Source organism: Streptomyces sp. NPDC005774 (assembly GCF_042871645.1).
Lineage (GTDB): Bacteria > Actinomycetota > Actinomycetes > Streptomycetales > Streptomycetaceae > Streptomyces > Streptomyces pratens.
Window position 1 is genome coordinate 63,626 of sequence record NZ_JBIAIV010000008.1, and the last position, 26,638, is coordinate 90,263.

Below are 26,638 nucleotides of genomic sequence, written 5' to 3' on the forward strand. Positions count from 1 at the left end.
TCACCTGCGGGAGGTTCACCGTGACGCAATCCCACTCCGCGACCGGTTCGGGCGCCGAGGAGGCCCGCCCGGGCACCGACGAGGTGTATCTCGTGGTGCGCAACGACGAGGAGCAGTACTCGATCTGGCGGGCGGACCGTGAAGTGCCCGCCGGGTGGTACCCGGAGGGCCGGCGGGGCAGCCGGCAGGAGTGCCTGGACCACATCGGCGTGATCTGGACGGACATGCGCCCGCTCAGCCTGCGCCGCCGGCTGGCCGGGGCGGATGTCTGAGCCACGGGCGGGCCGGCTCCTGGACCCGCCGGCGCACGCCCCGCCGCCGGCGCCGTCCGGGCTGCTGTGCCCGGCCGTACTGGACCTGTCCGGGCTGCGGCACCGGGCGCGGGCGCCGGGTCCGCGCGTGCTGAGGAGACCGCTGGAGCTGTACCTGGCCCACGTCGGTGCCCTGGACGAGCGGACCCTGCGGGACGCGCGGGAACTGCTGGACGCGGAGGAGCGGGACCGGGCCGGCGCGTTCCGGCACGACCGCGACCGGGCCGCGTACGTGGTCGCGCACGCGGCCCTGCGCGACGTGCTGAGCACCCTGCTCGGCGTGCCCGCCGACGCGCTGCCGCTGATGCGGAAACCGTGCACGGGCTGCGGCGGACCGCACGGGCGGCCGGCCCTGCGCATGCCGGGTGTTCACTTCTCGCTGTCCCACAGCGGGGGTCTGGTGATGGTGGCGCTCGCCCCCGCGCCGGTCGGTGTCGATGTGGAGGGGCTGGCCACCATGCGGGCGGTGCTCGGCGCGCAGTCGGCGCTGCACCTGGCGGAGGCGGACGAGCTGGCGCTGCTGCCCGCGCACGAGCGTCCGGCCGCGTTCACCCGGGCCTGGGTGCGCAAGGAGGCCTACCTCAAGGGCCTGGGCACGGGTCTGGTGCGCGATCCGGCGCTGGACTACGTCGGCACGGGGCCGCTGCCTACCGCCCCGGCACCGGGGTGGACGGTACGGGACATCCTGGTCCCGGCGGGGTACGCGGCGGCGGTGGCCCTGCGGACGCCCTGACGGCGTCCGCGCGAACACGGCGGGGACCGGGCCGAGGGGGCCCGGTCCCCGCCGCGGTATTGCGGCCTCCTGACGCGGCCCTGCGCCCCGCACGTGGGCGAGGAACGCGACGGCTTCACCAATAACCCACATTTGAAACGGAGTTGGCGCGCTACGATCACCGGCGTGACCGCTCCGGAACCGACCATCGTCGCCACCTCCGGGGGTCACCGCGTCGGCACGCGCACCCGGGTCCTCTTCCACTCCCTGGTCCACCACGCGGTCGATCTCTCCGGTGTGCACGGCCGACGCCCCCGCGTCCTCTACCTGGGCACGGCGGTGGGCGACGCCGAGCACGTCACGGCGCGGGTGGGCGAGGCCGCCCGGGTGGCGGGCTTCGACCTCACCCCGCTCCAGCTCTTCCCGATGCCGAACGTGGACGACGTCGAGGGCACGGTGCTCGACCACGACGTGGTCTGGGTGATGGGCGGCTCGGTGGTCAACCTGCTCGCCGTGTGGCGGGCGCACGAGCTGGACGTGGTCCTGCGGCGCGCATGGCACTCGGGTGTGGTGCTTGCCGGGGTGAGCGCGGGTTCCATCTGCTGGTTCCAGGGCGGCACCACGGACTCCTTCGGTCCCGGACTGCGCCCGGTCACCGACGGGCTGGGCCTGCTGCCGTACGGCAACGGGGTGCACTACGACAGCGACGAGGACCGGCGTCCGCTGATCCACCGGCTGGTGGCCCGGGGCGTCTTCACGACAGCGCACTGCACCGACGACGGTGTGGGGCTGGTCTACCGGGGCACCGAACTGGTCGAGGCGGTGGCGGAGGAGCCGGACAAGGCCGCCTATGTGGTGCGCCGGGACGGCGAGCGGGCCGTGGAGGAGCGGATGGAGCCGCGGTTGCTGCCCTCGCCCCCCGGCTGACCCGCCGGCCGGACAACCGTGCGAAGGAGACGGCGACCGCGCGGGGTGACGGGCACCGCGCGCGGCCGTCGCGGCTCCGTGGCCACGGCTCCCGCCTCCGTCCCCGCGTCGCTCCACCGCCTCAGACCAGGCCGTGGCGTACCGCGTGGGCGACCGCGTGGGCCCGGTTACGGGCCTGCAACCGGGCCATGATCTCGTAGATGACGTTTTTGACGGTGTGTCCGGAGCAGCGCAGCAGCAGGGCGATGTCCGCGTTTCCGTGGCCCTCGGCCATGAGGCGCAGCACCGACGTCTGCCGGGCGGTCAGGGCGGGCCGGCCACCACCGTCGGCGGCCGGGTCGCCGGGCCGCGGACCGCCGGCCAGCAGGTGGGAGAGGTCCGGGTAGGGGATGCTCGGATGCGGATGGGCCGCGCGGCGCACCGCCGCCGCCAGGCTCTCCTCGGTGAGGTCGGCGGCCCGCAGGACGACCGCCCCGGCCCGCAGCGCAAGCCGCAGTCCCGTGCGGCCGACGGTGTCGCACACCAGGACCGGCGGGCCCGCGCCGTGCCGACCGCGCAGGGCCTGTGCGACGTCGGCGGCGGCCACCACGGTGACGGTCCCGGGCCCGTCGTGCTCCGCCGTGTGGACCAGACCGGCGCGGCGGGCCATTGCGCGGATTCGGTCGGCGCCCCGTGCGTGCGGGATGTGAAGGGCCGGGAACGCGCCGGCCGTGGCGGCGAACGCCGGGGGCCGGGCGGGCGCGGCGGTCAGGGGCGGCGCGGGCGCGGCGGTCAGGGTCGCGGTCACAACAGGCCCGCCCGGAGCGCGTAGGCGACCGCGTGGGCGCGGTTGCGCAGCCGGAACCGCTGGGTGATGTCGTGCACCACGGTGGTCACGGTGCGCGGCGAGTAGGCGAGCCGCTGGGCGATCTCGACCGTCTCGTGGCCGTCGGCGACCAGCCGCAACACCGAGCGCTCCCGGTCGGACAGCATGCCGTCGGTCCAGCCGCCGGTGCCGTGCCGGACCTCCGACGGGCGGTCCAGGAGCTGTTCGAGCAGGCCGGGTGGCAGGGTGCAGTCGTCGCGGGCGGCGGCCAGCACCGCGTGGGCGAGGCGGGGGCCGTCGGCGTCCCGGCGCACCAGCAGGCCGCGGGCACCGGCGGCCAGGGTGTGCAGGGCGTCGCCGGAGGCCAGGACACCGGCAACCAGTACGACGGCGGGGCCGTGCCTCAGGGCGCGGGTGGCGCGCACCATGTCCAGCTCACCCGGGCCCAGGCGGTCGACGGTGAGGACGGCGACCCGGGCCTCGGCGGGCTCGCACACGGTCAGTTCCGGGCAGGCCAGCAGGGTCGTACGCGTGCCGGCCTCCAGTACCGGATCCAGGGCGACCACGCCGACGGATACGGGTGCTCCCATCTGCTGCTCCTAGGAAGTCGGTCCGCCCGGTCGTAGGCACTCCGGGCGGTATGCGGTGGGGACTGCGCACCACCGTGCCGGGCGCGGGGACACGGCGGCATCGGTAACCGGCCCCCACCTTTCCCCGGGCGGGGCAGCCCCATCGGCTCGTGATCCCCTCGCGTCCTCCTCCCCGGTCCGGCATCCGGCGGCCCCCGGCCGGTCCGGGCGGCGGCGTGATCAGCGGACCTGGGATCCGGGGGACGGGAAAGGACCGGTCATGGGGGACCGCGGCCCGGAGAAGGGGTGCGCATGGGGGTCCTCGCATACGCCGGGGGCGGTCACAAGGGCCGAACGCGCAGGATCACGCTTCCGTCCGGTGCTCCGTCCCCCATCCGAGCTGTACGGGTGACCCCGCATCCGAACTGCGGGTTTGCCGCCCGGGGACGGTTTCGGGCGCTCCCGGCCGCTGGAGCGGAGCGGGGGTCGCGCAGAATATGGGGGCCGCTTACCCATGTGGGGGTCGCGGAAGGTCTGCGACCTTCTTTCTCGTGACTGAGACCGCCAGCCTCCCGACGTCCCGGAGCACCGGCCTCCCGCCCTCGTGGTGGGCACCGGCGCTGTCCCTCGCGGAACGACTCGCCGCCCCCGGCCTTGCCGGGGCTCCCGCCGGAGCCGCCGCCGGGGGCGCCCCCTGGGCCGCCGGGGACGCCGAGGGCTTCGCCCTGCGGCTGACCGGTCTGGGCGTGGACGGCGCCACGGCCGCGGCGCTGGCCGCGGAGCCCGCGGCGCGACTGGCCGCCCGTGCCCCGAAGCCCGACTGGGCGCGGTACGCCGAAGCGGCCCTGGACACCGCCGCGACGGCACCGGTGGAGACGGTCGCCCCCGGCGAGGGGCCCGACGCCTTCGCTCCGGTCGTCCGGCCGCTGGTCGCCACCGCCACCGCGCGGCTGGCCGAGTTGCTGCCGGCGTTCGCGGACACCGAACCGGCCGTGTGGCGGGAGGCGTTCGCGCGCCGGCTGACGCACCAGCTGGTCCGGCAGGCGGCGCGGACCCTGGTCCACGAACTCGACACGGCGCGGCGCGCCGGGCGGCTGGCCGGCGCCGGCGCCCGCGAGCGGTTCGACGCCTTCGCCGCCGCCGCAGGCACCCGACAGGGCCTCTGTGCGCTGTTCGCCGCCTACCCGGTGCTGGCCCGGATGCTCGCGCAGACCTCCCTGGACGCGACGGCGGCCACGGCCGAACTGGCGGCCCGTTTCGCGGCCGACCGGGAGGACCTGGCCGCCGGACTCCTCGACGGACGCGACCCCGGACCGCTCGCCGGGGTGGACCTCGGCCGCGGGGACGCCCACCAGGGCAACCGGTCCGTCGCCGTCCTGCGGTTCGCCGGCGGCGACCGGCTCGTCTACAAGCCCCGGCCGCTCGACCAGCACGCGCTCCTCGACGACCTGGTGGACTGGCTGAACGCCAAGGTGGCCGGACTGGACCTGCGGACCCCGCGCAGCCTGCGTCGCGAGGCGTACGGTTGGCTGGAGTTCGTCGAGCACCGCTGGTGCCGTTCGGTGACCGAGACGGACGCGTTCTACCGGCGCCAGGGCGCCCTGTTGGCCCTGCTGTACGCGGTGGACGGCGCCGACATGCACTACGAGAACGTCATCGCCTGCGGCGACCAGCCGGTCCTGGTGGACGCCGAGACGCTGTTGCACACCGGGCTCGCGCAGTCCATGACGGCGGGCGCCGACCCGGCGGCGGACGCGCTGCACGCCTCCGTGCACCGCACCTGCCTGCTGCCGCACCTGCTGATCGGCGAACACGGAGCGCTCGACATCTCCGCGCTCGGCCGGTCCACCGACGGCACCTACCCGAGCGAGGGCCTGCACTGGCGGGACAGCGGTCTGGACACCATGCGGGCCGTCCGCGCCCCGGTCCTCAGCCCCGCGGCGCACAACCAGCCGCTGCCCGCCGGCCGCCTTCTCGAGGGCGCCGATCACCGGGCGGCCCTGCTGGAGGGGTTCCGCGCCGCGTACGCGGCGCTCGCGGCGCACGGCCGTGAACTGCTCGGCGGTGACGGCCCGCTGATGGCCCGTGCCGACCGTCCCGCCCGGCTCATCGCCCGCTCCACCCGTCTGTACGTGACGCTGCTGGAGGAGTCGGCCCATCCGTCGCTACTGGGCGACGCGCTTGCCCGGGAGGGGGTGTTCGCGGTGCTGTGGACCGAGTCCGAGCACGACGAGACACGCCGGCGGCTGATCGAGCACGAGACGGCGGCGCTGTGGCGCGGTGACGTGCCGCTCTTCACCCATCGGCCGTCGGGGACCGCGGTCCGGGCCGACGACGGCACGTGGCTGCCGGGCGTGCTGCCGGTGGCGGGCGTGGCCGCGGTGCGGGAGAAGATCGCCCGGATGGACGAGGTCGACTGCCACGACCAGGAGTGGATCATCACGGCCACGCTCGCCGCCCGGGGCGCGGGCTCCCCCCTGGACCGGCCCAGGTCCGAACTCGCGGTGGAGCCGGTGCCGGCTGTCGCGCCCGACGCGTCCCGGCTGCTCGCCGCCGCGTGCGGGATCGCCGACGAGATCGCCGCCCGCGCGGTACGCGAGGGCGGGCGGACCAACTGGCTCGGTCTGGAGCGGGTGTCCGGGCCGCACTGGGCGGTGCTGCCGATGGGCGCCGGACTCGCGCAGGGCTACTGCGGAGTGGCGCTGTTCCTGGCGCACACCGACACACTGGCCGGAGCGGGCCGGTACGCCGCGCTCGCCCGGGAGGCCGTCCGCCCCCTGCCCGTCCTGCTGAAGGCGCTGGCGGACGAGCCCGGGCTGAGCGCGGCGGCGGGACCCGGCGCGTACGACGGTCTCGGCGGCATCGTGTATGCCGTGCTGCGTCTGTCGGCGCTGCTCGGCCCGGACGTCGCGGACTGCCTGCCGGACGCGCTCACCGCTCTCGGCCACGCCGCCTGCGTGAGCTCCGAGCCCGGGTTCGCCACCGGCACGGCGGGCGCCCTGACCGCCGCGGTCGCGGCGCACGAGGCGACCGGCGATCCGGCGGCACTGAATCTGGCGGACGCTCTGGCGGACCGGCTGCTCGGTTCGGTGACCGAAGGGATCACCGGTGCCGAGGGCCCCGTGCCGCCCGGTGCGGACCGGTCTGCCGCCGCCGCGCACGGCCTTCCCGCCGGTTTCGCCGACGGCGCCGCGGGCATCGCGTGGGCCCTGCTGCGGTACGCGGCCCGCCGCCCCGGGGACACCACCGCGCACATGGCCGCCGCCCGGACGCTGCTGGACGCCGCGCTGCGCGGCACCGGGGCGGCATCCGCGGACGTGTCCTGGTCCGGCGGGCTCGCCGGAGCGGCGGCCGTCGCCGCCCACCTGTCCCCCGCGTCCCTCGTGTCCCGGCGCCCGGTCCGGCCCGCGGACGGTGAGGTCCGTCCCGACCTCAGCCTCGGGCGGGGCACGCTCGGCACGCTGGAAGCGCTGGCCGTACGCGCCGGGAGGGACGACCCGGCCGCCGCCGCAGCGCTCGTCCGGCGCACAGGTCAGGCACTCGCCCTCGTCGAGGCACAGGGCCACCGCTGTGCCACCCCCGACCACGTTCCCTCCCCCGGGCTGCTCGACGGGCTGTCCGGCATCGGCTACGGCCTGCTCCGTCTGGCCCACCCCGGCACCGTCCCGTCCGTCCTGCTCCTGGCCCACCCCGACCACTGACCGGTAAGGCGCCTGCGCTCATCGGCCCCATGGCATCTCCACCTCCATCCCGTGCTCGCCGTACGGAAAACAGAAGGGGAACACCTTTCATGGATCAGCACCTCTCCACCACCACCGTCGACTCCGCCCAGCACAGCGCCGACGAGCAGGACGCGGCGGGCGGGATCACGCTCACCGGCCGCAACCGGGCCTGCGCCCGCGCCCGTGTCCTGGCCGGGATGGTGCTGACCAGCGGCATCGTCATCACGCTGAGCACCCTGGACACCTCGGTCTCCGCGCCGAGCTGACCCCGTGCGGCGGTCGAGTCGCGTGAGGGCGCGGGCCCGCCGGACGGGCCCGCGCCGCGGTACGTCCGGCGGTTCTCCCCGGGACCGCGATCTGCCCGGGCCCCGGAATCCCGATTACCATCTGCGTTCATGCGTTCCCATGCGCCTTTCCTCGTCGGGCGGGACTCCCAACTCACCCTGCTCGAACGTGCCATGGCCCGGGCGAGAGAGGGACACGGCGGCGTCGTCTTCCTGATCGGCGAGGCCGGAGTCGGCAAGTCGCGGCTCGCGGCGGAGGCCGTGGGCGGCGCATTGGGCTCCGGTATGCGGGTGCTGCGCGGCCGCAGCAGCACCACCGGGCCCGCCGTGCCGTTCCGTCCGCTCACCGAGGCACTGATGTCACTGTTCCGCGGCGGCGAGCCCCTGGACGACCTGGCACTCGGCCCCTACCGGCCGGTCCTCGGGCGGCTGATACCCGACTGGGACACCGGGGAGCGCGAGAGCAGTTCCATGGTGATCCTGGGTGAGGCGGTGCTGCGTCTGCTGCTGGCCGCCGGGCGCGGGCAGGGCCAGTTACTGCTGCTGGAGGACCTGCACGACGCCGACCCCGAGACGCTCGGCGTCCTCGAATACCTGGTGGACAACCTGGAGTACACGCCGGTCCTGCTGCTGGCGACGGTGCGGACCGATTTCAGCGACGCGCTGGACCTGGCACAGTCCGCCCGTCGCCGGGGCGTCGCGACCCTGACCGAACTGCCGCCCCTGACCCGGCCCCAGGTGGACGAGATGACGGCGGCGCATCTGGGGGCCGACGGTCCGAAGAGCGTGCCGGCGGCGGTGCTGGACCGCCTGTGGGAGGACAGCACGGGCAGTCCGTACCTGGTCGAGGAACTGCTCCAGTCCATGATCGGGGCCGGCACGCTGGTGCAGGGCACCGACGGCTGGCGTGCGGTCGGCGATCTGCGCCGTGACGTTTCCTCGACGCTGGCCCGGGGCATCCTGCGGCGCATCGACCGGCTCGGTACCCAGGGCCTGACCCTGCTGTCGGCCGCCGCCGTCCTGGGCCGCCGCTTCCCCCTCACCGTGCTCCAGCGCATGACCGGTGTCGAGGACCGGGCACTGCTCAGTCATCTGCACGCGGGCGTCGCCGCCCGCCTGGTCATCCCCGACGAGCCCGCCCCCGACTGGTACTCCTTTCGCCACTCCCCCACCGTCGAGGCCCTGTTCACACAGATGACGCCAGGTCAGCGGGCGGACCTGGCTCGGCGGGGAGCGCGGGCAGTCGAGGAACTCCATCCGGGGCTGGAAGGCGACTGGTGCGCGCTCGCGGCCGGGCTGCGCTGTGAGGCCGGGGACCGTGTGGAGGCGGGGCTGCTGTACGCGGACGCCGGCGGGCGGGCCCTGGCCGCGGGTGCCCTGGGCTCCGCCGTGACGCTGCTCAGCCGGGCCGAGGGCCTGCTGGCCGACGCCGACGATCCGCAGGCGCGGGCCTCGGTGCTGGAGAACCTGCTGCCCGCGCTCGCGGAGGCCGGCGACTTCACCCGCGCCTTCGACCTGGCCGAGGACCTGCACGCGCTGGGCGGCACCGGGCTGAGCGCCGTGCGGCTGGTCACGCTGCACGCCCGGCTGGCCAAGGTGGCCCACACGGCGGGGCGGTGGAGCGACGGCAACCGGCAGATCGACCGGGCGCGCGAGGTCCTGGCGACCGCCCCGGACGAGGCGACGGAGGCGGCCGTCGACGTCACGGCCGCCTATCTCGCCCTCGACACGCCGGGGTCGGACCGCACCCAGCACGCGGAGAAGCTGGCCAGGTCGGCGGCCGACACCGCCGAGCGCCACGGCCTGCCCGTGGTCGCCTGCCAGGCCCGGGAGCTTCTCGCCACCGTCGCCCGCGAGCGGGACCCGGAGGAGTCCGCGGCAATGCTCCAGCAGGCCCTGGCGACCGCGGAGCGGCACCGGTTGCCGCTGCAGCGCATGTACGCGGCCACCCGTATGGGCGGCAACGCCTGGCTCGCCGAGGGCGACACCTCCGGCCTGCTGGCGGCCCGCGAGGAGGCGCTGCGGCTCGGCTCGGTGAACATCATGCACACGGTGGACGGCATTCTCATCCTGGACGCGGTACTGCGCGGCGACCACGAGAGCGCGCAGTCGGCGGCTGACGGCTGTCTGGCCGTGGTGCGGCGGCTGCGCCTGGCGCCCGCCGTGCGGTACGTCCTGATGGCGCGGGCCGTCCTGGAGGCGCACCGCGCGGACCGGGCGGCGATGGAGACGGCTCTGGCGGCATTCACCGAGTGGGACGGCGCCGGTTCCCAGGAGGAGCCACTGAGTCTCGGCCTGGCCCGCGCCTTCTGCGCGCTGCTGGAGGAGGACCGCGACCTGGCGCGCGCGGAGTTGCGGTCGGTGCAGACGCTGGAGGCGGGCAACCCCTCCACCTACCACCTCGGCGGCACCCACGGCCTGGTCCTGCTGCTGGACGTGCTCGCTGGTGACGCGGGGCGGGCACGGCATGAGGAGATCACCGCCACCGCGATGGCCCGGATGCGGTGGAACCGCCAGTTCGTGCTGCTCGCCGACGCCGTGCTGCTGGGCCGGGAGGGAGCGGGGCCGCGCGCGGCGGCGGCGGTGGAGTCGGCGCTGGCGGTGGCGCAGCCCTATCCGCTCGCCCGGCATCTGGGGCTGCGGCTGGTCGCGGACGCGGGGCACCGGGACGGCTGGGGCGATCCGGTGGGCTGGCTGCGCCGGGCCGAGCACTACTTCCACGAACGGGACGTCGCGGCCGTCACCGGCGCCTGCCGGGCGGGGCTGCGCAGGCTCGGCGCCCCGGTGCACCAACACCGTTCCGGCACCAGCCGGATCCCCGAGAAGCTGCGCGCGCAGGGCGTGACCGTCCGGGAGTTCGACGTGTTCCGGCTGCTCGCGGAGCGGCTCAGCAACAAGGACATCGCCGACCGTCTGTTCATCTCGCCCCGCACGGCGGAGAAGCACATCGCGAGCCTCATCACCAAGACCGGGGCGGCCAACCGCGCGGACCTGTGCGCGCGGTCGGCCGCCTTCCGGGGGTAGGGCGCGCCGGCTACCGCATCTCGCGCACCGCCCTGGACCCCAGCACCGCCAGCCCTGTCGCGGCGAGCACCAGGGCCACCACCCCGAACAGGGCGAACGTGTCCCTCCCGGCCAGCGCCCCGCACAGGATCAGCGACAGCGGGGCCACGGCGTAGCCGAGGACCATGTCGACGGAGACGACGCGGCTGAGTACCTCCTGGGGGATGTTGCGCTGGATCCAGCTCAGTCCGAACACGCCCTGGAAGCCGATGGCGAAGCCCATGGCGAGGACGGTCGCCACGACGACCGGAGTGCTGTGCACCAGTCCCAGGACAGCCATCCCCGCGCCGAGCCAGCCCGCCAACGCGGCCACCAGCAGGCCGACCCTGGGCCGCCCGCCGACGGCACCTCCGACGAGTGTGCCGAGCACCGCTCCCCCGGCGAGGGAGCCGTTGAGCACGCCGAGCGTGGCCGAGCCGCCGCGCAGCACCTGGTCGGCGAGGGTGGCGAAGCCGACCGTGAAGGGCCCGGCGTAGCAGAAGTTGACGGCGGTGTCGAGGGCGACGACGGTCCGCAGCCGCGGGTCGCGCGCGGTGTAGGTGACGCCCTCGCGGATACGGGCGAGGAGGGATTCCCGCTCCTTCACCGTGCCGGCGGAAGCTTCGCGGGCCGCCGCGGGACGGGTGCGCACGCGCGCCACGCACAGGCCGCACAGGGCGAAGCAGACCGCGTCGACGAGGAAGGCGACCGGCGCCCGGGTCAGGGCGATGACCAGGCCGCCGACGGCCGGGCCGACGACGGCGGCGGTCCGCGCGCCGACCCCCATCAGCGCGTTGGCCGGGGTGAGCAGTTCGTCGTCCACGACCGAGGGCAGGATGGAGACACGGGCGGGCTGGAAGAAGGCGTCGACGGTGCCGAAGGCGGCGGCCGCGGCACACAGCGTCCACACCGTCAGGTGACCGCCCAGTCCGGCGATTCCGACGGCCGCCATCAGCACCGCCCGTGCCCAGCTGGACGCGACCATCAGGGCGCGCGGGGACCAGGAGTCGCTGAGGCTGCCGCCCACCAGGGTGAACAGGGCCCGCGGGACGGCCTGGAAGGCCAGGACGTAGCCGAGGGCGAGGGTGGATCCGGTCAGGCCGAGGGTGATCCAGGAGAACGCGACGACGCTGAAGCCGTCGCCGAGCAGGGACAGTGACTGTCCCGCCCACAGGAGGCGGAAGGACCGGTGCCGGGCGGGCGCCCACAGCCGCGGACCGGCGCCGGTGAGGGTGGTGGCCATGGTGTGCCTTTCGTCGGACCGGGGTCCGGTCAGTAGTGCACGGGCAGGGCGATGAGGCCGCGGTTGAGCAGGGAGGGCTGCCAGGCCGGGCCACCGGGGTCGGCGAGGGTCAGACCGGGGTGGTCGCACACGAGCGTCCGTACGACGGCCACGGCCACCAGCCGGGCCAGGGCGGCGCCGATGCAGAAATGGGCGCCGAAGCCGAAGCCGAGGTGGGTGGCGCCCGAGCGGCGGACGTCGAACCGGCCGGGGTCGGGGAAGCGGGCCGGGTCGCGGTTGGCGGCGGCGGTCACGAGGAAGATCCGGTCCCCGGCCCGCAGGGTGCGGCCGTCGAGGCCGATGTCACGGGCGGCTGTGCGGATGGACATCTTCGACGGGCCGTCCAGCCGCAGGGTCTCCTCCACCGCCCCCTGGGCCAGTTCGGGCTCCGCCCGGACGGCGGCCAGCTGGTCGGGGCGGGTGAGCAGGGCCAGGACGGTGTTGGCGATGAGGTTGCTGGTGGTCTCCCCGCCGGCGAACGCCATCTGGGTGAGCATGCCGACGAACTCCTCCTCGCTGACCGAGTCGCCGACCCGGCCCTCCCGCAGCACCTGGCTGATCAGGTCGTCGCCCGGTTCGGCGCGGCGCCGGGCGACGAGGGCGCCGAGGTAGTCCTCCAGGCTCACCAGTGCCTGGAGGGAGGCCCGGTACTCGCTCTCCTCCTGGGCGGTGCCGAGGACGAGGTCGGCGACGCGGGTGTTCCAGTACCAGAAGGAGGGTCCGTCGGTGGGCGGGATACCGAGCCAGCGGGCGAACACCAGGGCGGGCAGCGGCTTGGCGACGCCGGCCAGGAGGTCGCCGGTGCTGCCGGGCACGGCCTTGCGGGCGAGGACGGCGCGGGTCGCCTTCTCGGTGAAGGTGCGGTAGCGGGTGACGGCGCGGGCGGCGAACGCCTCCTGGAAGACCCGGCGCAGCCTGCGGTGCTGGGGCGGGTCGTTGAAGACCATCCAGCGCGAGAGGATGCCGAAGGCCCGCTCGGCGTCCTCGCGGGCGCCCTGGGGGACGGCGTCCATCAGCGGCCGTACCCGGTCGGCGGAGACCGCGGGGTCGCGCAGGCAGCTCATCACCTGCTCGTAGCCGGTGACGAGCCAGGCGTGGTGCAGGGGGCTCCAGTGGACGGGGGCCTGTTCCCGCAGGGCGTCGAGGTGGCCGTATGGGTCGGCGATCATGTCCGGGGAGAGCAGGTAGCGCTCGGCGAGGACGGGTGCGGGGGCATGGGTGGTCATCGGGTCTCTCCCGTCCCGGTGCCGGGGGTGGTGCTCGTGGTGGTGCCGGCGGCTGCGGTGGTGCCGGTGTGCTCGATGCCGGCGAGCAGGGCGGCGATGCCGTGCACCCGGGGCTCGGCCATCATCGACATGTGGTCGCCGTCGCTGATGTGCAGCGTGAGCCCGCCGCCGGCCACCTCGCGCCAGCGGGCGACGTAGGTGTCGTAGTCGACGTCCAGGCCGGGCATGGTGCGCCCGCGCGGCAGTCCGGCGGCCTCGCTGCCCACCACGAGGTGCACGTGTCCGGGATAGGGGCGGACCTCGTAGGCGGCGAGGGCGGCGAGCAGCGAGTGCCACACCTCGATCGGGGCGCTTTCGACGAGGGCCGCCTCGGCCGGGCTCATGCCCGCTCCCAGCAGGGTGGCGATGAGCTCGGCGGTGGCCCGGTCGCGCTGCGGCGAGGGCCGCAGTTCACGCAGCCGGTCCCGCAGGCGCAGCGCTTCGCGCAGGTCGCGGGTGACCCCGTCGAGACGGGTGCGGGCGGCGGTGTTGGGCAGGTACGGCTCGATCAGGACCAGCGGTGCGACGGTGTGTCCGGCCCGGTGCAGCTGGGTGGCCATCTCCAGGGCGATGTTGGCGCCCATGGACCAGCCGAGCAGGGCGTGCGGGCCGATGTCGCCGCGTTCGGTGATCTCGGCCACGTAGTTGGCGGCGATGCCCGTCACGGTGCTCGGATCGATACCGCCGAGCAGGCCGCGCGCCTGGAAGGCGTGCACGGGGCGGCCCGGTGGCAGGGCGCGGGAGAGGGGGACGAACCAGGCGGCGCTGCCGCCGGTGGGGTGCACGCACCACAGGGGCTCCCCCGCGCCTTCGCGGAGCCGTACCTCGGAGGTGACGGCGGCCGGCAGGCCCTCGCCCGCCGCCCGGACGGCGTGCTCGGCCAGCCGGGCGAGGGTGGGGTGCTCGATCAGGTCGCCCACGGAGACCGGCAGACCGCTCGCGGCGGCCATGAGGGAGACGCGGACGGTGGACAGGGAGCTGCCGCCGATGCGGAAGAAGTCGTCGTGGACGCCGATCCGGGAGAGGCCGAGGACCTCGCGCCAGATCTCGGCCAGGATCTTCTCGGCGGCACTGGAGGGGGCGGCGTACTCGGCGTCCGCGCGGTCGGGTTCGGCCGTCGGCAGGGGCAGTGCCCGCTTGTCGGTCTTGCCGCTGCGGTTGACGGGCATCTCGTCGAGGACGACGAACCGGGCGGGCACCATGTACGCGGGCAGTGCGGCCCGCAGGGCGCCGCGCAGCTCCTCCGGGGCGGGCCGGCGCTCCGTGGAGACGACGAGGTAGGCGACGAGGGCGGGTTCGCCGGGCAGGTCGGTGCGGTGCAGGACCACCGCCTGGCGGACCTCGGGCAGTTGCCGGAGGGCGTGTTCGATCTCGCCGAGTTCGATGCGGAAGCCGCGCAGTTTCACCTGGGAGTCGAGGCGGCCCAGCCACTCCACGGAGCCGTCCGGCCGGTGCGTGCCGAGGTCGCCGGTGCGGCACAGGCGGTCGCCGGGGGCGCCGTACGGGTCGGGTACGTAGGTGGCGGCGGTGAGGGCGGGCCTGCCCAGGTAGCCGCGGCCGACGGCGTCGCCGCCGAGGTGGATCTCGCCGGGTACGCCGACCGGGACCGGCTGCAGGTCCTCGTCCAGGACGTGGACGCGGGTGTTGCGCATCGGGGTGCCGACGGGCGGACGGCCCTGGCCGGGGGCGAGGTCGGCGGCGAGGGACCAGACGGTGGTCTCGGTGAGGCCGTAGACGTTCTGGAAGCGCCGGCCGCGCGACCACCGGTCGGCGAGTTCGGCCGGGCAGGCCTCGCCGGCGACCTGGAGCACCCGCAGGTCGGGGAAGGCGTCCTCACCGAGCACGGCGAGGGCGCTGGGCGGCAGCATGGCGCCGGTGACGCGGTGCTCGCGCAGGGTGCGCGCGAGGTCGGGGCCGGGGCGCAGGTCGTCCCCGGGGGCGGTGACCAGGCAGCCGCCGTTGGCGAGGGACCAGGTCAGTTCCAGGATCGAGGCGTCGAAGCCGAAGGAGGCGAACTGCAGGACGCGGTCCTCGGTGGCCGGGTCCACCAGGTCGCGCTGGCCCTCGATCATGTTGGACAGGCCGCGGTGCGCGATGGCCACGCCCTTGGGCGTGCCGGTGGAGCCCGAGGTGTAGATGAGGTAGGCGAGGGTGTCGGCGTCGGCCTCCGGGCCCACTGTGGGCTGCTGGGGTTCCTCGGGGACGTCCAGGTGGAGCACCGGCCCGTCGAACGGCACCGCCTCGGCGAGGGCCCGCTGGGTCAGCAGCACCCGCATGCCGCTGTCCTGCGCCATGAACGCGAGCCGGTCGGTGGGGTGTTGCGGGTCCAGGGGCAGGAAGGCGCCGCCGGAGCGCAGCACACCGACGGCGGCGCGCACCAGGTCCGGGCCGCGTTCGGCGCAGATGCCGACCACCGTCTCGGGTCCCACCCCGAGCCGCCTGAGGCGACGCGCCAGCTGTTCGGCCTGCTCGTGGAGTTCCGCGTACGTGACCCGCTGCCCGTGGTGCTCGACGGCGGCCGCGTGCGGGGTGCGGGCGGCGTGGGCGGCGATGTGCTCGTGCAGGAGCAGCGGGGAGGAGGGGACGAGGGGGCCGCGGGCCCACTCGTCGAGTGCGGTGGCGCGGGCGGCGCCGGTGAGGGCGGGACGGGTGACACGGCTGTCGGGGTCGGCGGTCATGGCCTCGAGCTGGGCGCAGTACACGTCGGCCAGCTGCTCGGCGGTGGCGGGGGCCACGTACTCCGGGTCGGCGTCGAGGGTGAAGGCGTTGACGCTGGCGTTGACCAGCAGCGGGAACATGGTGCGGGCGATCTCCAGGGAGTCGTCCCAGGAGTCGTGGGAGAGGCGGTGGAAGTTGACGTAGTTGAAGACGGCGTCGGTCAGCCGCGGTTCGGTGGGCCGGAGTTCGGCGATGCGGACCAGGGGGACCCTGCGGTGCGGCAGCATGTCCTGCTCGGCCCGGAAGACGTCCTTCAGGTGGGCGATCCAGGTGCCGCGCGGGCGGGCCACCCCGAACGGCACGGTGTTCAGGAACAGTCCGCGCATCCGGTCGGCGCCGGGAAGCTCGGGACGGCCGTTGGTCACCAGGCCGATGCTGTGGCCGAGGACGCTGTCGTCGCGGTCGGCGAACAGGCTCATGGTGTGGTGGAAGGCGGCGATGAGGACGGTGCGGCGTGGCACGCCCGCTTCCTTGGCGAGCCGGCCGATGCGTTCGGCGAGGTGGGCGTAGGAACGGCGGACCTCGTGGACCGGCGGGTGGCCCTCGGCGGCGTCCGCCCGGCGGCGGAGGGTCACCGGTCTCAGGTCGGCGAGCCGGTCGCGCCAGTACGCCAGTGACTCCTCGCTGTTCAGCGCGGCGCGTTCCAGGGCGACGTACTCGGCGAACGGAGGCGCGTTCGGCGGCCGCGGGGAGGTGCGGTGGGCGACGGCTTCCCGGTGCAGGGCGAGCAGGTCGGCGACGAGGGAGGTCAGGCTCCAGCCGTCGAGGACCACGTGGCAGTCGGTGAGGACGAGCCGCAGGTCGTGGTCGGTGACGTGGTGCAGGTGGAGGCGCACGAGGGGTGCCGCGGCCAGGTCGAAACGGCGGTCGAACTCCTCGTCGACGAAGCGGCGCAGCCGTGCCCGCTGTTCCTCGCGGGGCAGTCGGCGCAGGTCGGTGTAGCCGACGGGCAGGTGTGCGGTGCGGTGGACGAGTTGGAGGGGCTCGCGGTAGGAGACGAGGTCGACGGAGGTGCGCAGGATCGGGTGTCCGGCGACCAGCGCGTCCACGGCGGCCTGGAAGGCGTCGAGGTCGAAGCCCTCGGGGACGGTGATCTTCAGGTCGGTGACGTTGTGGTAGGCGCCGCGCCGGGGGTCGGCGAGCATTTCGTGCAGCATGCCCGCCTGGAGCATGGTGAGCGGGTAGGCGTCGGCGAGGTCTTCGGGCAGCCGGTCGGCGTCGGCCGGGTCCACCTGGGAGAAGGGGGCGACCGGCTCGGGGGTGTCGGTCGCTTCGGAGACGAGCGTGGCCAGGTCGGCGAGGGTGCGGGCGCGGAAGACGTCGGCGACGGTGAAGGCGAGCCCGGCGAGCCGGCCCAGGCCGACCAGACGCAGCGCGAGGATGGAGTCGCCGCCGAGGTCGAAGAAGTTGTCGGTGCGGCCGACGTGCTCGGTGCCGAGGACCTGGCTCCACACGCCGGCCAGGGCCTGCTCGGCCGGTCCTTCGGGCGGTACGTGGGTGCGCTGTGTGGCGGCGTCGGCGTGCACGGCGCTCAGCGCGGCCCGGTCCACCTTGCCGTTGGCGGTCAGCGGCAGCCGCTCGTGGCGGACGAACAGCGCCGGGATCATGTGGTCGGGCAGGCTCAGCCGCAGTCCCTCGCGCAGGGCGGGCGGGTCGAGCGGGCGGCCCTCGGGCGTGACGACGTGCGCGACCAGCCGGGCCGTGCTGCCATCGGCGCGGGCCACCACGGCGACGTCCGCGACGCCGGGCAGGGTGCGCAGCGCGGTCTCGATCTCGCCGGGTTCGATCCGGTGGCCGCGGATCTTCACCTGGTGGTCGGCGCGGCCCACGTGGGCGAGTTCGCCGTCGGGCAGTACCCGTACCAGGTCGCCGGTGCGGTACATGCGGGCGCCGGGGGTGCCGAAGGGGTTCTCCGGGAAGCGTGCGGCGGTCAGTTCGGGCCGGTTGCGGTAGCCGCGGGCGACGCCGCCGCCGGAGACGTACAGCTCGCCGACGGTGCCGGGCGGGACGAGCCGGCCCCAGGGGTCGAGGACGTAGCCGTGCTGTCCGGCCAGTGGCCGGCCGATGGGCGAGCGGACGGTGCCGTGGACGTCGTCCTCGGTGATGGTGCGCAGGGTGACGTGCACGCAGGTCTCGGTGATGCCGTACATGTTCACCAGGGCGGGCCGGTGCCCGGGGGTGGTGAACCAGTCGCGGTAGTCCCGCACGTCGAAGGCGTCGCCGCCGAAGATCACCGTGTGCAGGGACAGGTCGCCGAAGCCGGCTCCGGCGTCCTTCAGGTGGGCGCGCAGGCCCTTGAAGGCGGCGGGGGTCTGGTTGAGGACGGTGACGCGCTCCTCGCGCAGCACGCGGTGCACGGCCGCCGGGTCGCGCACCTCCTCCGGGGTGAGCACCACGACGCGTCCGCCGGTGGCGAGCGGCGCCCACAGCTCCCACACGGAGAAGTCGAAGGCGGGCGAGTGCATGAGCGTCCACACGTCGGCGGGGCCGAAGCCGAAGTGCCGGTCGGCGGCGCCGAGCAGCCAGGCCAGGTTGGCGTGGGTGACCTCCACGCCCTTCGGGCGGCCGGTGGAGCCGGAGGTGTAGATGACGTAGGCGAGGTCGTCGGGGGCCGGACGGATGTCGCCGCCCTCGTCGCAGCCGTGCTCGTCGCAGCCGCCCTCGTCGCAGCCGTGCTCGTCGTCGGAGTCGTCGAGCAGCACGATCCGGGCGGGCAGGGAGCCGGCGGCGGTGCGCGTGGCGGTGTCGGTGACGATCCAGTCGATGCCCGCGTCGGTGACGGTGAACTCGCGCCGGGCCCGCGGGTGGGAGGGGTCGAGCGGCAGGTGGGCGGCGCCGGCCCGCCAGATGGCGAGCAGGGCCACCGCCAGGTCGGGGGTGCGGTCGAGGCAGACGCCGACGAGTGAGCCGCGGGCCACGCCGGCGGCCCGCAGTCTCCGTGCCAGTGCGGAGGCACGGGCGTCGAGCCGGGCGTAGGTCAGGGAGCGGCCCGATCCGCTGACGGCGACCGCGTGCGGGGTACGGGCCGCGTGCTCGGCGAACCGGTCGGGTGCGGTCCGCGGGGCGGGGGCGGTGCCGGTGCCGGTGTTGGCGGGGCCGTCCGGGCCGAGGAGGTGGCCGCGTTCGGCGGGGGTGAGCGGGTCGATAGTGCTGAGCGGGGTGTCGGGGGTGGCGCAGAACGCCTCCAGGAGGGTGACGGTGTGCCGGGCGAGGGCGGCGACGGAGGCCTCTTCGAACAGGTCGGGCCGGTAGACGAGGGCCAGCTCGGTGCGGTCCTCACCGTCTTGCAGGTCCAGGGTGAGATCGAACTTGGCGGTGGTGAGGCCGATCCGGTACGGGGTCATCACCGCCTCCCCGAGGGTGAGGCCGGACGCGGCGGTGCCGGACTGCGTGTAGAGCACCTGCACGAGCGGGTTGCGGGCCAGGTCGCGGTCCGGGCTCAGCGTCTCGACGACCTTCTCGAACGGCAGTGACTGGTGCGAGAACGCCTCCAGGACCTGGTCCCGGGTCCGGGTGAGCAGCGCGGCCGGGGTCGGGTCGTCGGAGAGGTCGCCGCGCAGCACGAGGGTGTTGACGAAGAAGCCGACGAGTTGTTCGGTCTCGGCGCGTTCCCGGTTGGCGACGACGGTGCCGACGGCGATGTCGCGCTGTCCGGTGTGGAAGGCCAGCGCGGCCTGGAAGGCGGCCAGCACGGTCATGTAGGGGGTCGTGCCGGCGCGCTGCCCCAGTGCGGCGAGCGCGTCGGTGAGGGAGGGCGGCAGGGTGACCCGGTGGACGGCCCCCCGGCTGCCGGGGGTTTCGGGGCGGGGGTGGTCGGCCGGCAGCTCCAGCGGGGTGAGTCCGGCCAGGCGGGTGCGCCAGTATTCCAGCGCGGCGCACTGGTCGCTCTCGCGCTGCCAGATCGCGTAATCGGTGTACTCCAGGGGAATTTCGGGCAGGTCCGCGACGCGTCCCAGGGTCCTGGCTCGGTACAGCTCGGCCAGGTCGCGGACGACGAGGTCGAGGGACCAGCCGTCGGAGACGATGTGGTGCATGCCCAGGACGAGTACGTGGTCGTCGGTGGCAGCGCGCACGAGCGTGGCACGGAAGGCAGGTTCGCGGGCGAGGTCGAAGGGGCGCAGGGCGGCCGCGTGCACGGCGGCGGCCAGGCGGCGCTCGCGGTCCCCGGCGTCCGCGCCGGTCACCTCGGTCACGTCCAGGACCGTGCTGCCCGCGGGCAGCACCCGCTGGTGCGGGACCCCCTCGTGCTCGGGGAGGACCACGCGCAGCTGCTCGTGCCGGGCGACCAGGTCGGCGACGGCCGCGCGCAGGGCCGGCACGTCCAGCGGGCCGGTCGTCCGCCAGGCGGCGGGGAGCAGGTAGGTGGGCGCTCCGGGGTCGAGCCGGTCCAGGAAGTACAGGCGCTGCTGGGCGGCGGACAACGGGATCCGCTCCGGGCGGGGCCGGATTCGGGCCGGTCCCGTGTCCCGGGACGCGGTCCGGCCGCGCAGCCGCTGCTCCAGCAGGCGCCGGGCCGCCGGGGACAGGCCGCCGCCCGTGGCGGCGGGGCCGGGACGCACGTCGGATGTGGTCATGAGGGCACTCCGATCTCGGTTCTGGAGGAGAGGAAGTCGGTGAGGGGCGAGGTCGCGCGGACTCGACGGCGGGGCCGGGCGCCATGGACGGCCGGAAGTCGCCTGTCGGGGAAGGTCAGAGGTCGGCCGTCAGGGACAGGCCGATCTCGTCGTCGCTCATCTGCGAGATCAGCTCCAGCAGCCGCCGCTCCACCTCGGCGGCGAGCCGCTCGACGGTGGGGTGCTCGAAGAGGTCCCGGACCTGGAGCGGGCAGTCGAAGGCGGTCCGCAGGCGGGAGGCGACCGCCACCGCGCGCAGGGAGTGGCCGCCCAGGGCGAAGAAGTCGTCGTGTACGCCGACCTTCGGCAGGTCGAGCACCTCGCACCAGATCTGCGCCACGACCGTCTCGGCCGGGGTGCGCGGTGCGACGCCGGTCCGCGGCGCGGGCGTCTCGGGCTCGGGCAGGGCGGCGGTGTCCAGCTTGCCCTGCACGGTCAGCGGCAGGGAGTCCAGGAGGACGAACGCGGAAGGGACGAGGTAGTGGGGCAGATGGGTCCGGCAGTGCGTGCGCAGGGATTCCTCCGACAGCCCGCCGCCCGCGGCGTAGCCGACGAGGACGGTCTCGCCGTTCAGGGTGCGCACCGCTATGGCCGCGCCCCGCACCCCCGGGTGCCCGCGCAGCACCGCCTCGGCCTCTCCCGGTTCGACGCGGAAGCCGCGGATCTTGACCTGATCGTCGTTGCGGCCGAGGAACTCCAGTTCGCCGTCGGCCAGTCGGCGCACCACGTCGCCGGTGCGGTAGAGGCGGCCGCCGCGCGCGCCGAACGGGTCGGGGACGAACCGTTCGGCGGTGAGGGCGGGCCGCCCCAGGTAGCCGCGGGCCGTCTCCGGTCCGCCGATGACGAGTTCGCCGGGCACGCCGAGCGGTACGGGTTCGCCGAGCGGGTCGACCACGTAGGTGCGGCGGCCGCCCAGCGGGCGGCCGATGGGTACCCGGCCGGCCGGTGGTCCGGCCAGGGTGTGCGCGGTGGCGGAGATCACCGTCTCGGTGGGGCCGTACGTGTTGACCACGGGCACCGCGGGCAGGTGCGCGAACCAGTGCCGCAGAGGGTCGGCGGGCAGTGCCTCTCCCCCGGTCACCAGCAGGCGCAGGGAGGCCAGTCGGGGAGCCAGCGTGTCCAGGCGGGCGACCAGTTCCGTCCAGTACGACGGTGTCAGTTCCATGACCGTCACCCGCTCGGCGGCGACGCGGGCGGCCAGCTCCTGGGGCGCCCAGATGTCGTCGGGGCGTACGAGCACCGTCGCCCCGGTGCTCAGCGCGGGCAGGATCTGCTCGAGGGAGGCGTCGAAGGAGGTCGAGGCGAAGGTGAGCACCCTGTCCCGCGCGGTCAGCCCGAACGTCTCGCGGGCGGCGCGCACATGGGCGTCCAGGGCGTGGTGCTCGACCCCGACGGCCTTGGGGCGGCCGGTGGAGCCCGAGGTGAAGATGACGTAGGCGAGGTCGTCGCGGTGGGGGGTGTGGCGGGGCCCGTCGGGGTCGGGCGGGACGTCGTCGACGTCGACCACACCGGTCGTGAGGGCGGCGGCGCGGTCCCGGGTGCTCAGGTCGCACACCACGTGCCGTACGGCGGCCTCCTCGCACATGTACCGCAGGCGTTCCTCGGGGAGTTGGGGGTCGAGCGGGACGTAGACGCCGCCCGCCCGCCAGACGGCGAGCATCGCCGCCACGGACCACACGCCGCGGCCGACGCACACGCCGACGGCGTCGCCCGGGGCCGTGCCCGCGCGCGTCAGGGCCGCGGCGAGCCCTCCGGCGAGGGCGTCCAGGCGGGCGTAGTCGAGGGTCGTGTCCTCGCAGACGACGGCGTGGGCGTGCGGCGCGCCCGCCACCTCGAACGGAGGCGCCGGCTCCGTGTCCCGCCCGGCGCCCGTGACGAGACGGTGCCGTTCGTCCGCCGAGAGCAGGGCGGCCTCGTCGGCGCGGGCGGTGGGGTCGGCCAGCAGGGCTTCGAGTACGCGGCCGACGTGGTGGGCGAACCGGGTCGCGGTGTCCGGGTCGAACAGGTCGGCGGCGTACTCGACGTTGAGCGCGAACCGGTCCGGCCGGATCACGAAGGTGGCGGTCAGGTCGAACTTGGCCGAGCTCCAGGGCAGCGCGAAGTCGGTGGTCTCCAGGCCGGGCAGGCCGTTGCCGGCCTCCGTGGACTCCTGGACGTCGACCATGGCCTGGAACAGCGGGTTGCGGGACAGGTCGCGCTCCGGGCGAAGCCGCTCCACCACCTGCTCGAACGGCACCTCCTGGTGGTCGAAGGCGCCCAGGACGACATCGCGCACCCGGTCCACGAGCGTGTCGAAGGCGGGCCGTCCGGACAGATCGGTGCGCAGGACGACGGTGTTGACGAAGAAGCCGACCAGCGGCTCCAGTTCGAGGCGTCCGCGTCCGGCGACGGGCGTGCCCACGCAGATGTCGGTCCGCCCGGTCCAGCGGGCCAGCACCGTCTGGGCGGCGGCCAGCAGCACCATGAAGCGGGTCGCGCCGCGCTCACGGGCGAGGGCGTCGGTCCGGTCGACGAGTGCGCGGGGCAGGTCGATCTCGACCGCGCCGCCCCGGCCGGTGAAGGCGGGGGGCCGCGGCCGGTCCGTGGGCAGCTCCAGCACGGGGGCGTCCTCGAGGGCCCGTTCCCAGTAGGCGAGTTGCGGTTCCAGGGCGCCGCGGTCGGCGCGGTCGCGCTGCCACACGGCGAAGTCTCCGTACTGCACGGGCAGCGGCGCCGCCGTGGCGCCCCCGCCCGTCAGGCGGGCCGCGTAGTGGCGGCCGAGTTCGTCCAGCAGGACTCCCTTGGACCAGCCGTCGGTGACGGCGTGGTGGAAGGCGAGCAGGACGACGTGGTCGTCACCGGACAGCTCCCACACGCCGGCCCGCAGCAGCGGTGGCCGGGCGAGGTCGAAGCGGCGCCCGGCATGGGCCGCGGCGAGGCTCCGTACGGCCTCCATGCGGGCCCGCTCGTCCGGGGCCTGCGGCGCCCGCTCCCAGCGCAGGGGTACCGGGGCCGGGTCGCGGACCTGCTGCACGGGGCGGCCGTCGGACTCGACGAGGGCCGTGCGCAGCACCTCGTGCCGCTCGACCAGGTCGTTCAGGGCCGCCTGCCACGCGGCACGGTCCAGGCCTCCGCGCACCCGCCAGCAGTACCGCAGCAGGTACGACTCGCCCCGGTCGGAGGTGCGGTCCAGGAACCACAGGCGCTCCTGCGCGAAGGACAGCGGCAGCGGCCCGTCGCGGTCGACGGGGACGATGCCGGCGGCGCCGCCGACACGGGCGGCGGCCACCCGCGGGGCGAACCCCCGGACGGTGGGGTGCTCGAAGACGGTGCGCAGCTCGATCTCGCGGCCGAGGCGCTGGGCGATCCGGGAGACCGCCATGGTGGCGAGCAGGGAGTGGCCGCCGAGGTCGAAGAAGCTGTCGTCCAGGCCGATCCGGTCCAGGCCCAGGACGTCGGCCCACACCTCGGCGACGATCCGCTCGGTCTCGTCTCGGGGCGCGGTGTACGCGGGGTCGTCGGCGGGACGGGTGTACGCGGGGTCGGGCAGGGCGGAACGGTCGAGCTTGCCGGAGACGCCGACCGGGAGGGCGTCCAGGACGACGAACTCGGACGGTACGGCGTAGTGCGGCAGGTAGCGGGCGCACCAGGCACGCAGGTCCGCCCGGTCGGGGGCGGCGGGCGCGTCCGGGGCCGGTACGACGTAGCCGGTCAGGCCGCGGCCGGTGGCCCGGTCGGGGCGGGCGGCGGCAGCGGCGACCAGCGGGCAGGCGCGCAGCACCGTCTCCACTTCGCCGAGTTCGATCCGAAAGCCGCGGATCTTGACCTGGTCGTCGCGGCGTCCGAGGAACTCCAGTTCACCGCCGGGCGTCCAGCGCACCAGGTCACCGGTGCGGTAGAGGCGGCTGCCGGGCGGCCCGTAGGGGTCGGGCACGAAGCGCTCGGCGGTCGGCGCGGGGCGTCCGAGGTAGCCGCGGGCCACCTCCGTGCCGCCGATGAGGAGTTCGCCGCCGACGCCGACCGGCACCGGCTCGCCGTCGGCGTCGACGACGTAGGCGCGGCGGTCGCCCAGGGGCCGGCCGATGGGCACGGTGTCCCCGGGCGGGTCGGCGACGACGTGGGTGGTGGCGGTGACCGTGGTCTCGGTGGGGCCGTAGGCGTTGCAGACCCGGGCCCCGGGGACGGCGGCACGCCAGAGCGCGAGGGTGTCGGGCGGGACGGCCTCGCCGCCGAGGATCAGCAGCCGCAGGGAGCCCAGGGCGGCGGCCAGCCGCCGGTCGAGACAGAGCGTGAGCTCGGACCAGTAGGTGGGCGGCACGTTGACGACGGTGAGGCCGTGCCGCTGGACGATCTCGGGCACCTGCGTGGGCAGCCAGGGCTCGTCGGGCCGCATGACGACGGTGGCACCACAGGCGAGGGCGGGCAGCACCTGGTCCAGTGAGGCGTCGAAGGCGAAGGAGGCGAAGGCCAGCACCCGGTCCGCGGAGGTGATCCCGAAACGCCGCCGGGCGGCGGCGACGTGCGAGGCGAGGGCGGCGTGTTCGACGCCGACCGCCTTGGGCCGGCCGGTGGACCCGGAGGTGAAGATGACGTGGGCCAGTTCACGGGGGTGCGGCCGGTGGCGGGGACCGTCCGCGGCCGGGCCGACCGCGGTGACGTCCACCGTCACCGGCGCGAGCGGGGCGGCGGTGGCGGCGGTGGCGGGTTCGGCGACCACGCAGGCCAGTCCGGCTTCCTCTGCCATGTACCGCAGCCGCTCGGCGGGGAGTTCGGGGTCGAGGGGCACATAGGCCCCTCCGGCCCGCCAGACGCCCTCGATGGCGGCGACCGACCACAGGCCGCGGCGCAGGAGCACGCCCACGGGATCGCCCGCGGTGACCCCGGCGGCGCACAGCGCGGTGGCGAGTGAGCCGGTCATGGCGTCCAGTTCCGCATAGCTGACGCTGTCCTCGCCGCAGCGCAGCGCGGTGACGTCGGGGCTGCCGGAGAAGGCGACCGGCGGCGCGGGGTCCGCCGTGCGGTCGGGCGCCCGGTGCCAGTCGGGCCGGGGACGGCCGCGGCCGCCGGGGCCGTCGGGCAGGGCGCGCATCAGGTCCCGCACGGGGGTGTCGGGGTCGGCCAGGACCGCCCTGAGCAGGGCCGTGTAGGAACGGGCGAAGGCACGCATGGTGACGGCGTCGAAGAGCGCGGTGGCGTACTGGAGGAGGGCGGCGACGCTGCCGTCGGTCCGCAGGGTCAGGTCCAGGAAGACGTCCAGCGGGGTCCCGGTGAGCGGCGGGGCGGCCAGCGCCACCTCCAGGCCGGGCATCTCCACCGGTTTGATCGGTGCGTTGAGCAGGGTGAACGAGGCCTGGGCGAGCGGGTGCCGGGACAGGTCCCGGGAGCCGCCGAGCGCGCCGACGACGAGGTCGAAGGGGGCCTCGGCGTGAGCGAGGTCCACCGGCACCCGGCCGCGTGCCCGGTCCAGCAGGGCGCCGAAGCCGGGCCTGCCGGACAGGTCGGTGCGCAGCACGACGGTGTTGACCAGGGGGCCGATGAGCGCGTCGGCGCCGCGCCGGGCCCGGTCGGCGAGCGTGCTGCAGACGGCGACGTCGCTGCGGCCCGCCCAGTGGCCGAGGAGGGCCTGGTAGGCGGTGAGCAGGAGCGTGTAGCGGGTGACGCGCCGGAAGCGGGCCAGGGCGTCGACGGCGTCGACCAGGTCGGCCGGCAGGTCGAAGCGGACCACGTCGCCGGAGCCGTCCCACACGCGCGGTCGCGGCCGGTCGGTGGGCAGGTCGAGCGGGGTGAGACCGCGCAGCCGCTCGCGCCAGTGGCCGAGGAGCCGTTCCAGCCGTTCGCCGCGCAGACGTTCGGACTGGGCGCGGGCGAGGTCGGCGTACCGCAGGGCGGGCGCGGCGACCGGCTCGCCTCGGTATCCGGCGGCGAGTTCGTCCAGCAGAACGCCCCACGACCAGCCGTCCACGGCGATGTGGTGCACCTCGACGAGCAGCAGGTGCTCGTCGGGCGCCAGGCGGGCGAGCACGGCCCGGACCGGGTGTTGCGCGGACAGGTCGACGGGGCGCCCCAGCCGGCGGGCGAACAGTTCCTCGGACCCGTCCACGTCGACCCGCTCCAGTTCGATGCCCGTGGGGGCGTCGACCACCGGCACCGGTTCCCCGCCGACGGCGCGGAACCGGGTGCGCAGCACCTCGTGCCGCGCCATGATCCCGGACAGCGACCGCTCCAGGCGGTCCGCGTCCAGCGAACCCCGCAACCGCAGAACCAGCGGGAGCATGGATCCGGTGGAGGAACCGGCCAACTGGTCCAGGAACCACAGCCGGCGCTGCGCGAAGGATGCCGTGGGGGAGTCGACGCCGTTCGGTGCCCTCTCGGGGGCCGGTCCTGCTGTCACTGTGAGCCTCCAAGCCGT

12 protein-coding genes are annotated in these 26,638 nt (G+C 75.1%); 6 read left to right on the forward strand and 6 right to left on the reverse strand.

Annotated elements, in window-relative coordinates; translation table 11 throughout:
• Nucleotides 1–83: 83 nt before the first annotated feature.
• From ACFYQA_RS10130 to ACFYQA_RS10140, 3 genes are all read left to right on the forward strand, one after another.
• A complete protein-coding gene (locus ACFYQA_RS10130; RefSeq protein ID WP_355795245.1) occupies nt 84–272 on the forward strand; it encodes an MbtH family NRPS accessory protein in 189 nt (62 codons plus the stop codon).
• On the forward strand, nt 265–1,044 hold the full coding sequence (locus ACFYQA_RS10135) for a 4'-phosphopantetheinyl transferase family protein (RefSeq protein WP_388914262.1): 780 nt from the start codon (nt 265–267) through the stop codon (nt 1,042–1,044). Before ACFYQA_RS10130 ends, ACFYQA_RS10135 begins: the two co-directional genes overlap by 8 nt.
• 165 nt (nt 1,045–1,209) lie before the next feature.
• Complete coding sequence (locus ACFYQA_RS10140) at nt 1,210–1,950, forward strand: Type 1 glutamine amidotransferase-like domain-containing protein (RefSeq protein ID WP_388914265.1); 741 nt, start codon at nt 1,210–1,212, stop codon at nt 1,948–1,950.
• Between the two features lie 121 nt (nt 1,951–2,071).
• Here the strand turns inward: ACFYQA_RS10140 and ACFYQA_RS10145 are convergent, their stop codons facing one another.
• A complete protein-coding gene (locus ACFYQA_RS10145) occupies nt 2,072–2,737 on the reverse strand; it encodes a response regulator transcription factor (protein ID WP_388914268.1) in 666 nt (221 codons plus the stop codon).
• A complete protein-coding gene (locus tag ACFYQA_RS10150) occupies nt 2,734–3,345 on the reverse strand; it encodes a LuxR C-terminal-related transcriptional regulator (protein WP_388914271.1) in 612 nt (203 codons plus the stop codon). The genes ACFYQA_RS10145 and ACFYQA_RS10150 overlap by 4 nt, the downstream gene beginning before the upstream one ends.
• Before the next feature lie 530 nt (nt 3,346–3,875).
• Between ACFYQA_RS10150 and lanM the strand changes: the two genes are divergently transcribed.
• The 3 genes from lanM (at nt 3,876) to ACFYQA_RS10165 (ending at nt 10,354) form a co-directional block, all read left to right on the forward strand.
• Nucleotides 3,876–7,025: a type 2 lanthipeptide synthetase LanM gene (lanM, locus tag ACFYQA_RS10155; protein ID WP_388914274.1), complete on the forward strand. Its 3,150-nt coding sequence runs from the start codon at nt 3,876–3,878 to the stop codon at nt 7,023–7,025.
• Nucleotides 7,026–7,114: 89 nt separating this feature from the next.
• Nucleotides 7,115–7,312, forward strand: coding sequence for a hypothetical protein (locus tag ACFYQA_RS10160; protein WP_388914276.1), 198 nt, complete (start codon nt 7,115–7,117; stop codon nt 7,310–7,312).
• 129 nt (nt 7,313–7,441) lie between these two features.
• Complete coding sequence (locus ACFYQA_RS10165) at nt 7,442–10,354, forward strand: AAA family ATPase (RefSeq protein WP_388914279.1); 2,913 nt, start codon at nt 7,442–7,444, stop codon at nt 10,352–10,354.
• 10 nt (nt 10,355–10,364) lie between these two features.
• Here the strand turns inward: ACFYQA_RS10165 and ACFYQA_RS10170 are convergent, their stop codons facing one another.
• The 4 genes from ACFYQA_RS10170 to ACFYQA_RS10185 form a co-directional block, all read right to left on the reverse strand.
• Entirely contained in the window at nt 10,365–11,615 is a 1,251-nt protein-coding gene (locus tag ACFYQA_RS10170) for an MFS transporter (RefSeq protein ID WP_388914282.1), read from the reverse strand.
• A 29-nt stretch (nt 11,616–11,644) separates the two neighbouring features.
• The gene (locus ACFYQA_RS10175; protein WP_388914285.1) at nt 11,645–12,880 is read right to left on the reverse strand and encodes a cytochrome P450; all 1,236 of its coding nucleotides are present in this window, start codon (nt 12,878–12,880) and stop codon (nt 11,645–11,647) included.
• Nucleotides 12,877–20,211, reverse strand: coding sequence for an amino acid adenylation domain-containing protein (locus ACFYQA_RS10180; protein ID WP_388914288.1), 7,335 nt, complete (start codon nt 20,209–20,211; stop codon nt 12,877–12,879). Before ACFYQA_RS10180 ends, ACFYQA_RS10175 begins: the two co-directional genes overlap by 4 nt.
• Nucleotides 20,212–20,326: 115 nt before the next feature.
• Nucleotides 20,327–26,620: an amino acid adenylation domain-containing protein gene (locus ACFYQA_RS10185; RefSeq protein WP_388914291.1), complete on the reverse strand. Its 6,294-nt coding sequence runs from the start codon at nt 26,618–26,620 to the stop codon at nt 20,327–20,329.
• Nucleotides 26,621–26,638: the final 18 nt, after the last annotated feature.

Bases quoted from the DNA above. Each gene is read 5' to 3' on its own strand.
- ACFYQA_RS10135 (WP_388914262.1), top strand. From the start codon at position 265: ATGTCTGAGCCACGGGCGGGCCGGCTCCTGGACCCGCCGGCGCACGCC.
- ACFYQA_RS10150 (WP_388914271.1), bottom strand. From the start codon at position 3,345: ATGGGAGCACCCGTATCCGTCGGCGTGGTCGCCCTGGATCCGGTACTG.
- ACFYQA_RS10160 (WP_388914276.1), top strand. From the start codon at position 7,115: ATGGATCAGCACCTCTCCACCACCACCGTCGACTCCGCCCAGCACAGC.
- ACFYQA_RS10165 (WP_388914279.1), top strand. From the start codon at position 7,442: ATGCGTTCCCATGCGCCTTTCCTCGTCGGGCGGGACTCCCAACTCACC.
- ACFYQA_RS10170 (WP_388914282.1), bottom strand. From the start codon at position 11,615: ATGGCCACCACCCTCACCGGCGCCGGTCCGCGGCTGTGGGCGCCCGCC.
- ACFYQA_RS10175 (WP_388914285.1), bottom strand. From the start codon at position 12,880: ATGACCACCCATGCCCCCGCACCCGTCCTCGCCGAGCGCTACCTGCTC.
- ACFYQA_RS10180 (WP_388914288.1), bottom strand. From the start codon at position 20,211: ATGACCACATCCGACGTGCGTCCCGGCCCCGCCGCCACGGGCGGCGGC.